The organism is Mailhella massiliensis (assembly GCF_020741395.1).
Lineage (GTDB): Bacteria > Desulfobacterota > Desulfovibrionia > Desulfovibrionales > Desulfovibrionaceae > Mailhella > Mailhella massiliensis_A.
This window is the reverse complement of record NZ_DYZA01000113.1, coordinates 1-8,715: the sequence shown is the minus strand read 5'-3', so window position 1 is coordinate 8,715 and position 8,715 is coordinate 1. Positions and strand designations below refer to the sequence as shown.

Sequence of the window (8,715 nt, the reverse complement as noted above, 5' to 3'; positions counted from 1 at the left end):
ATCAGAGAATCTTATCTTGAAGAGATTTTCAGGGAAATTCTGGACTGTAAAATGATGGGCATCGTCAACTGCGTCTCTCCGCGCGTGGAAAGCGCCTATCGGATAGCGACGGCGCAGAACAATCTGCTGGTGGAAGAAGGACCCGATGATTCCTGCATCGTCATCATCAATAAAAATAATCCGCTGGCCCGTTATCCGCAGCTTACCACAGGCCAGCTCAAGGAACTTCATCTCTGCTTCAATCCCAAACGGGATCAGGCCTTCGTCTACAGGGAAATCTATCAGTACTTTTCCAATACCATCCGGGGCATCAACATTCCCCAACAGGAAAACCTGCTCCGCCTCATCGCCCTGGAACCCATGCTGGCCGCCGTACTGCCGAAAAGCGCGCTCATATCCCAGGGGGAATGGTCGGAAAAAATCAGCGGAAAAACAGTTGCAGATTTCCCCATGCCGGGAAAAATCTGGCTCATTTATCCTGAAAAGCTGAGCCAGGAAGAAAACACCCTGCTGAACATCCTGCGAGACAGCTTCCGTATTTTAAAAAACAACATACTTACATAGTGTTACAAGAATACTCGTCAATTTTTCTCTTTTCCCATGCCTTTCCGGCCGGAAGACAAAAAAAGCCCGGCTCCGTCAAGGGAGCCGGGCCTTCGCCCCGACCTCGGGACTGACCGCTAGAACATGCCGGGCAGGTGAATCCCGCCGGAAATGTTGGCCATTTCCCGTTCGAGGTTGGCACGGCCGATGCGCACGGCCTCGTTCACTGCAGTGATGACGAGATCCTGCAGCATTTCCGTGTCGCCGCTTTCCAGAATGGCCTTGTCGATGGTGATGGACTTCATTTCCTGGCGACCGTTCATGACTACCTTCACCATACCCCCGCCAGCGGAGGCTTCCACGTCCTTTTCAGCCATTTCCTGCTGAAGCTTCGCGATTTTGTTCTGCATCACCTGGGCCTGGCGCAGCAGGTCGTTCATGTTCTTCATGGCATGTCTCCTTGAAAAGCAAGGGCTCCGGGCCCTTTTGTTGCGATGTTAACGGTTGATGGGGGTACAGCGCACCAGTCTGGCGTCATAGGCTTCCTGAAATTTTCTGATGACGGGATGCCGCTGTATTTCTTCCTTCAGTTCGGCCTCGGTGCACACGGTTTTCTGCGGGGGACGAAAGACGATGCGCAGGGGACGCGCCGCCCAAGCGGCAACAAGAGATTCCAGAGCATGAAGCTTTTCCTTGCGCCTGAGCTGCATCCCTATAACCTGAGAAAGGGCCTGAAGCACGAGCCAGTCGCCGCGCACTTCTCCAGTCACCTGGCGCAGCATGGGAAGAGGAATGTCCCGGCTACTTTGACAGCTTGCGAGAAAAGCGTCCCACGTCAGGGAGGGATCCACCGGAACATCCTTCCAGTCTTCCGTCTGTGCCGGAGCCTCCGGGGCCGGAGTTTCAACAGTTTTGCCCTCCTCCGTCAAGCCCTGGGAAACGGAGGAACCGCCTGCCTCGGAAGGTCTCTCGGGCACGGAAAAGGACGGCTTCTTCCCGGAAGCGGAAAAATCCTCTTCCGCCTTCTCTTCTGATGCAGGGGATGCGGCAGATTCCCCCCTCCCCTGATCGGAGGCCTGTGCGGCGGAAAGGGCCGACTTTTCAGGAGCAGAACCCCTTTTCACAGAAAGGGAAGAAGGCGCAGAAGACGGCGCAGAGGCGCAGGAAGGCGTGCTTCCGGACGGGGAAGCGGCAGAAATTACGCCCAGATCTTCCAAGGGAAGAAGGCGCGGAAGCATGGCCAGATTCAGGAGCAGAAGCTCAAGTCCTGCAGAAGGTTCCAGGCTGGTCAGAATACGGCGCTGGGAATCCAGCGTCATCTGCCATGCTGCATGGATATAGGTGAGCGTGAAACGCGACGCGGCGGAAGAAAGGCGCTTTGCCTCCCCCTCGGGCAGGTCGAGCTCCCGAACCCCTCCGGGACCCGCCTGGCGGATGAGGAAAAGATTGCGCCATAAGGAACACAGTTCTCTCAGGAAAAAGCCCATGTCCGCCCCCTGGGCAAGCAGCTCGCGCACCAGGGCGGCGATGCCCGCAGCGTCCTGCCGGGCGAGGGCATCCAGAAGCTGATCCATCACTTCCCGTCCGGCAAGGCCGAGCACCTCGCGCGCCTGGCGCGCCGTAAGCGGCTCTTCCGGCGCGCAGCCGAGAGCCAGTACCTGGCCGAGCAGAGACATGGAATCACGCACGCTCCCCGCCGCACGGCGGGCAATGAGGCGCGCGGCCTCATCCTCAAATTCACGCCCCTCCCTACGCAATATGTTGCGGATATGCTCTTCGAGCACGGATTCTGGAATCTGCCGGAACACGAAGTGCTGGCAGCGGCTTATGATGGTGACGGGGAACTTGTGCTGTTCCGTGGTGGCCATGATGAAAGTTACACGGGCAGGAGGCTCTTCCAGCGTTTTCAAGAGGGCGTTGAAGGCCTCCTTGGTGAGCATGTGCGCCTCATCGATGATGAAGACCTTGTAGCGGCCTTCCAGAGGGGCATAGCCCACGGCGTCGCGCAGGCGGCGTATGTCGTCGATGCCTCTGTTGGACGCGCCGTCGATTTCCACCACGTCCACAAAGTTTCCCTGCGTGATGCGGCGGCAGGCCTCACACTCGTTACAGGGCTCCCCGGTGGGGGCGTGTTCGCAGTTCAGCGCCTTGGCGAAAATGCGCGCGATGGTGGTCTTGCCTACTCCTCGCGTACCGCTGAGAAGATAGGCCGGAGCCACGCGATCCTCGCGCGCGGCGCGGGAAAGAATGGCTTTGACCATATCCTGCCCGACCACCTCGGCAAAAGTCTGCGGCCGGTACAAAGCCGCGAGGGAAGCGTTTGCTGCCATAATATGTCCATCCGGCCGCGCCCGTAACAGTGCGCGACAATATGCGGCCCACGAAAGGCCGGAAATTGCAAAAACTCCAAGGAAGCTTAAGGCCTGCCCCGTTTCCGGTCAAGCGGCGCAAACACGCGCGGCCCTTTGCCGGAACCTGAAAGCTGCCCGTGCCTGCCCCGGAACGGCGATACGCTAACGGGCCAGCTCCCGGATCTTGGCAAGGCCGTCCTTCAGCTCCTCGCGTATGTCGGAAATAAGCGCCGCAGCCTGGGGACTGAGGTGCTTATGATGCCTGAGCAGTATACCGTTGTGCACCGGAGGAAGAATACCGTTCAGAGGATAAGAGCGCAGATCTTCTCCCAGATTGCCGTATTTGCTGGCCATGAGGCACAATTCATCCATGACGGCCACGCCCATGCCCTGTTTCACATAGCGAAGCATGAGATGATAGTTGTTCACACTGAGCACCGTCTGCAAGGGATGCGCAAGGGAGGCGAGAGAGGTATCGAAATACGGGTCTCCGCTCTCCTCCATGTTCTCGGCCAGAAAGGATATGAAGGGCAGGCGTATCAGATCTTCTTCCGTAGGCCTGTCGGGCAGGTTGAAGTTATTGTCTTCCCGCGCAATGAGCAAAGGCTGCGAGGTGAAAAGCTCCTCCATGTGGCAGTTCGGCACGTCGCGGGTAATGCCGGTAAGGCCGAAATCCACGCGGGAACTGATCACGTCCTCCACAGTTTCATAGGGCAGAGCGCGGCGTATTTTGATGCGTACTTCGGGATGCCTCCTGCGGAAAGCCGCAATGATGCGAACTACTCGTGCCGAAAAGGGCAAGTTGCTGGAAATACTTATCGTACCGCGCAGAACTCCTGAGGGGGAACTGATATCGGACTTCATGCCGCGCAAAAGCTCAAAGGTGGAAATCGTCCATGAAAGAAGCCTCTCCCCTTCGGGCGTAATGCGCAGCCTTTTCATATATCTATCGAATAATACTGTATCTAATTGCTGCTCAAGCTGCCTGATCTGCCAGCTTATGGTGGATGGATTCCGGTTCATGAGCTGGGCAGCCTTGCGTATGCTGCCTGTCTTGGCTGTGTAGTAAAAGCCGCGTAAATGCTGGAAAAAATCCCCACCCAGTTCTTCAATCATGGCTGTCCCCTCCATGTCTGAATAGAGCTGAAGTATCCTTGTTTGATTTCATCAAACAATAAAATTTTTTTTTCGATTTGACAACTGAAGTCCTTTTTGTGAAATCATTGACGCGACGGGAATGATTCTACGCGACAGCTTTTCCGTTGTCCCCGCCCGCTGCCGCGCCTCTTTCCCACCGATGTATTTTCAGAATCAGGGAGGAGTCATGAAAAGTTCAACCCATCCGCTTGGCACGATGATCGAAACGGATGTGCTCGTTATCGGCTCCGGCGCGTCCGGCTGCGGCGCTGCCCTCGGGGCTCGCGAGCAGGGTCTGGATGTCGTGCTGCTGGATAAAGGCAAGCTGGAAAGTTCCGGCTGCATCGGCGGCGGCAACGACCATTATATGGCGATTCTGGACGAAAAGGGCACGCCTTTCGATACGGCTGAAGACCTTGTAAAGTTCTACGCCAAGCCCCTCAACGGCTGGACGCCCGCCATGCTCACCAACGGCTGGTACAACCATATGTACCACATGCTGAAGCGCCTGGAAAAATGCGGCGTACAGTTCAGCAAGAACGCCGACGGTACCTATAAACGTACCCAGGGCTTCGGCCAGCCCGGTACCTGGTGGGTGCACATTGCCAACGGCATGACCATCAAGCGCGTCATGGCCCGTATCGTGCGCGATTCCGGCGTTCATGTACTCGACCGCATCATGGCCATGAAGATCCTCACCGACGGCGGCAAGGCCTGCGGCGTGCTCGGCTGGAACGTGGTCACGGGTGAATATGTCATCATCCGCGCCAAGACCGTGGTTTCCGCCCAGGGCCGTTCTTCCACCCGCGGCTACAATAACTCCACGCACAACCCCTACAACGTGTGGATGTACCCCTACAACACGGGCGCAGGCGTGGTGCTCGGCTATGACGCCGGCGCGGCCGTCACCGAACTCGACACCTATCAGCGCGCCACCATGGAACCCAAGGGCTACGGCTGCCCCGGCATGAACGGCATCAACAGCTCGGGCGCGCATGAAATCAGCGCCGTGGGCGAACGCTTCATGTTCAAGTATGATCCCATGGGCGAAAACGGCGTACGCAACAACCAGATCCAGGGCACCTACCAGGAACAGCTGGAGGGCAACGGCCCGCCCTTCTACATGGATATGCGCCATGTCGACCCCGAAGTCGTGCATGAACTGCAGTATATCCTCATGCCCGGCGACAAGGCCACCTTCGGCGACTGGGCCGACTGCACCGGCACCGACTTCCAGCACAAGCTCCTGGAAGTGGAAATCGGCGAACTCATCTTCGGCGGCACCATCGCGGTGAACGACCAGTTTGAAACCACCATTCCCGGGCTGTTCTGCGGCAGCATCTTCCTGTACTGCTCCGGCGCCATGTGCGGCGGCTTCGAAGCGGGCCGTCAGGCCGCCCTCAAGGCTTCCGGCATGGAACAGGCCGGCAAGATCGACGAAGACCTCGCGGCAAAGGTGAAGTCCGATATCTTCGCCCCCCTCGGCAACGACCAGGAACTGACCTATCAGGAACTGGAGGAAGCCGCCCGCAACGTCATGATGTACTATATGGGCTTCCGCCGCTCCATGGCCGGCATGGAACGCGCCCTGGAAAAAATCACCTTCCTTGAAGAACAGATCCCCCAGCTCCATGCCGGTACCCTGCGCGACCTCATGCGCTGCCATGAATCGTGCGAAGTGCTCAAGGTGTGCGAACTCGCCATCAAGGCCACCATGGAGCGCAAGGAATCGGGCCGCTGCGTGTACAAGATCATTGATTACCCCAAGATCAATCCCGACATGTCGAAGCCTCTGCTTCTCATCAAGGGCGAGAACGGCACCGAGTACCACTGGGGCAAGGCCCCTCTTCTGTAGAGCCCTTTCCGTCTGAAACCGCCCACAGGACAACGCCCCGCGGTTTCCCGGCGCCGGAACCGGCTTCCGGACGCCTCCCTCCCCGGACAGGGGAGCGGATCAGTCACTCAAGGAGTATTATCATGCCGCCTAGATACAGTCGTGAAATCACTATGCCCATCGTCATGGGCGACAGCCTCAAGGAGCAGTTCCGCACGTCGCCGTGCGAACATTTCTGCCCTGCGGGCAATTCCATCCAGAAGATGCAGGCTCTTGTGGAAAAAGGCGAATTCGCTGAAGCCCTGCGCTACCTGCTCGCCAAAAACCCCTTCCCAGGCGTGACCGGCCGCGTCTGCCCGCACTTCTGCCAGTCCAACTGCAATCGTACAGGCTACGACGCCTGCGTGAACACCCGCGCCCTGGAACGCGCCGTCTACGACTTTGCTCCCCGTAAGGACGCCCACTTCCAGCGCCGTCCTTCCACCGGCAAGAGTGTCGGCATCATCGGCGGCGGCCCCGCCGGTCTGACGGCCGCCTACTTCCTGGCCCTTCTCGGCCATGACGTCACCGTGTACGAAGCCAATCCCGTGCTCGGCGGCGTGGCCCGCTACGGCGTACCGGACTTCCGTCTGCCCCGCGACGTGGTGGACCGCGAAATCGGCTGGATTCTTGAAACCGGCGTACGCGCCCGCGTCAACACCATGGTCGGCCGCGATATCTCCTTTGCCGACGTGCGCGCCGCGCACGACGCCGTCATTGTGACTACCGGCACCCCCAAGGAAAACAGCCTGCCCATCCCAGGTGCGGAAACTGCGGTGAAGGCCGTGGAATTCCTGCGTGAAGCCGCGCTCGGTCTGCGTCCTGAAGTAGGCAGGCGCGTGGTCGTCATGGGCGGCGGCGGCGTCGGCTTTGACGCCGCGTTCGTAGCCCGCCGTCTCGGCGCGGAAGAAGTGCATGTCATCTGCCTCGAAAGGGCCGGTGAAATGCGCGCTCCCGAAGAAGACCTCATTCAGGCTGCGGAAGAAGGCATCCAGATCCACAACTCCTGCACCATGTCCGCCATACGCACCGCCGACGGCAAGGCCGCGGGCGTGGACTACTTTGAAGTGCAGGAATGCCGCTTCGATGAAAAGGGCCGACTCACTCTGGCGCCCGTGGAAGGCGGCGAACACAGCCTGGACTGCGATACCGTGATCTTTGCCGTGGGCATGAAGACCGACCTCGGCTTCATGGCTGAAGCCGGTGTGGAACTCACCCCCCGCAACTGGATCGTGGTGAACAAGGAACAAGCCAGCTCGGCTGAAGGCATCTTTGCCGCAGGCGACGTGTCCGCCGGACCAGCCTCCATCGCCGGCGCCATAGGCGACGGCCGCCGCGCCGCCTTCGGCGTCCATGCCTGGCTCACCGGTGAAAAATCCCGCGTCTACGTCATAGGTGAGGACAACACCATCGTGGCCCGCGATGATCTGGCCGGTACCAAGGAACCCTATGTGGTACCCATGGAAGAAATCTACGGTATTCTCCAGTATGAGAAAACCGAACCGCAGAAGCCCGCCTGCATCAACCACATGGACTTCACGGAAAACAGCACCGGCTACACCGCCGAACAGGCCATGATCGAAGCTGCCCGCTGCATGCACTGCGGCCACTGCAAGGGCTGCGGCACCTGCGTGGACGACTGCCCCGGCTATGTGCTGGAACTCAAGCATCTCGATAACGGCCTCGACAGGCCTGAAGTAGCCCATGGAGACGAATGCTGGCACTGTGCCAACTGCCGCACCAGCTGCCCCACCGGCGCCATAGGCTTCCGCTTCCCGCTGCGCATGCAGGTGTAACTCTTCTCCCTGCACCGACAATGCTTCCTGCCCTGCCGGGTTTTCTCCCGGCAGGGCTTTTCATGTTCATTTGGAAGAGACGCAGGGCGGGAATACGTCCAGAAAAGTATCTCCGGCAACTTCGATGGACACCTGCCTGATTTCCGCTGACTCCACGGATGGGCGAGCTGGGGCAGACAAGGACGGATGGGCAACCATGACGTCATGGACGACATATTTGTCTTCACCCCTGCAGATCACGTCGAGCCCCTCGCTCATAAAGAAGGATTTCCGCAGTATGCCATAGGCTGTGGGCTTTTCTCAGCCATGTACACAGCCGGGCCGTGGACACCGGACAGGAGCCACAGCAATATGTCGAACCGCTGCGCCCCGCGTTCGGGCCGTCCCAACTCCCCCGGAGATATCACAAAGCCTTTGCTTCCTGGATTCAGGTTGTCTGGACATGAGGGGAAAGGATTGTCCCATATTCTCCGGGAGGGTGGTCCCTTGCAGTTCCCCTATCTTTTTCTGGACCATCGGCCTTTTCCGTGCTTTTAGAGAAACTGCCCAGAAAATGTTCATTTCCGGCTTTTGAAAATCCTTATGAGCGCTCAGATACCAGCTTTTTCCGAGAGATTTTGTTGTGTTTCATCCAGCTTAGCGCTGCGGAGCTATCGGTCAACGGCATGGGATACCTCCTCAAAAACAACTTTAGCCACTCCCAGTCTTACCTTAAAAATGTGTGTACGCCATAGTATATGGCATGTATCAGTTGCTCTTTTTTATACAATCCAGATTTTCTCAGTCTCCCAGACCTCTTCCCTGACAATGTACGGCACGCTCGAAGCGCCTGTCCCCTCTCCCGAAAAACATCCCTCCCCTTCAGCTGCGCCTTTTTCCGGTAAACGGCCGAATACCCCTTCTCTCTCTTGTATCTACAGTTGAACCATATGATTTTACTTGCGATATATCATATTGGAAGTTCGGTGGCTGCTTGTCTGGGCTGCGGCCTTCTGTATGATTTTATCGAACAAAA

6 protein-coding genes are annotated in these 8,715 nt (G+C 58.1%); 3 read left to right on the top strand and 3 right to left on the bottom strand.

Features of this window, described 5'->3' with window-relative positions:
- Nucleotides 1-564, top strand: a 564-nt coding sequence (locus tag K8W16_RS05925) for a hypothetical protein (protein ID WP_304122057.1), incomplete at its 5' end; no start/stop codon positions are given.
- A gap of 116 nt (nt 565-680) precedes the next feature.
- Here the strand turns inward: K8W16_RS05925 and K8W16_RS05920 are convergent.
- The 3 genes from K8W16_RS05920 to K8W16_RS05910 form a co-directional block, all read right to left on the bottom strand.
- Nucleotides 681-992 carry a YbaB/EbfC family nucleoid-associated protein gene (locus K8W16_RS05920; RefSeq protein ID WP_304122055.1) on the bottom strand — a complete coding sequence of 104 codons (312 nt, stop codon included), beginning with the start codon at nt 990-992 and terminating at the stop codon, nt 681-683.
- Nucleotides 993-1,040: 48 nt separating this feature from the next.
- Entirely contained in the window at nt 1,041-2,873 is a 1,833-nt protein-coding gene (dnaX, locus tag K8W16_RS05915) for a DNA polymerase III subunit gamma/tau (RefSeq protein WP_304122053.1), read from the bottom strand.
- Between the two features lie 183 nt (nt 2,874-3,056).
- On the bottom strand, nt 3,057-4,010 hold the full coding sequence (locus tag K8W16_RS05910; protein WP_304122051.1) for a LysR family transcriptional regulator: 954 nt from the start codon (nt 4,008-4,010) through the stop codon (nt 3,057-3,059).
- 208 nt (nt 4,011-4,218) lie between these two features.
- Between K8W16_RS05910 and K8W16_RS05905 the strand changes: the two genes are divergently transcribed.
- Together K8W16_RS05905 and K8W16_RS05900 are read left to right on the top strand one after the other, a co-directional pair.
- Nucleotides 4,219-5,886, top strand: a complete 1,668-nt coding sequence (locus tag K8W16_RS05905) for an FAD-binding protein (RefSeq protein WP_304122050.1) — start codon at nt 4,219-4,221, stop codon at nt 5,884-5,886.
- Nucleotides 5,887-6,008: 122 nt separating this feature from the next.
- Complete coding sequence (locus K8W16_RS05900; RefSeq protein WP_304122049.1) at nt 6,009-7,700, top strand: FAD-dependent oxidoreductase; 1,692 nt, start codon at nt 6,009-6,011, stop codon at nt 7,698-7,700.
- Nucleotides 7,701-8,715: the final 1,015 nt, after the last annotated feature.

What these genes read in the sequence shown, in the direction of transcription:
- K8W16_RS05910 (WP_304122051.1), bottom strand. Translation starts at nt 4,010, where the DNA reads ATGATTGAAGAACTGGGTGGGGATTTTTTCCAGCATTTACGCGGCTTT.
- K8W16_RS05905 (WP_304122050.1), top strand. Translation starts at nt 4,219, where the DNA reads ATGAAAAGTTCAACCCATCCGCTTGGCACGATGATCGAAACGGATGTG.
- dnaX (WP_304122053.1), bottom strand. Translation starts at nt 2,873, where the DNA reads ATGGCAGCAAACGCTTCCCTCGCGGCTTTGTACCGGCCGCAGACTTTT.
- K8W16_RS05900 (WP_304122049.1), top strand. Translation starts at nt 6,009, where the DNA reads ATGCCGCCTAGATACAGTCGTGAAATCACTATGCCCATCGTCATGGGC.
- K8W16_RS05920 (WP_304122055.1), bottom strand. Translation starts at nt 992, where the DNA reads ATGAAGAACATGAACGACCTGCTGCGCCAGGCCCAGGTGATGCAGAAC.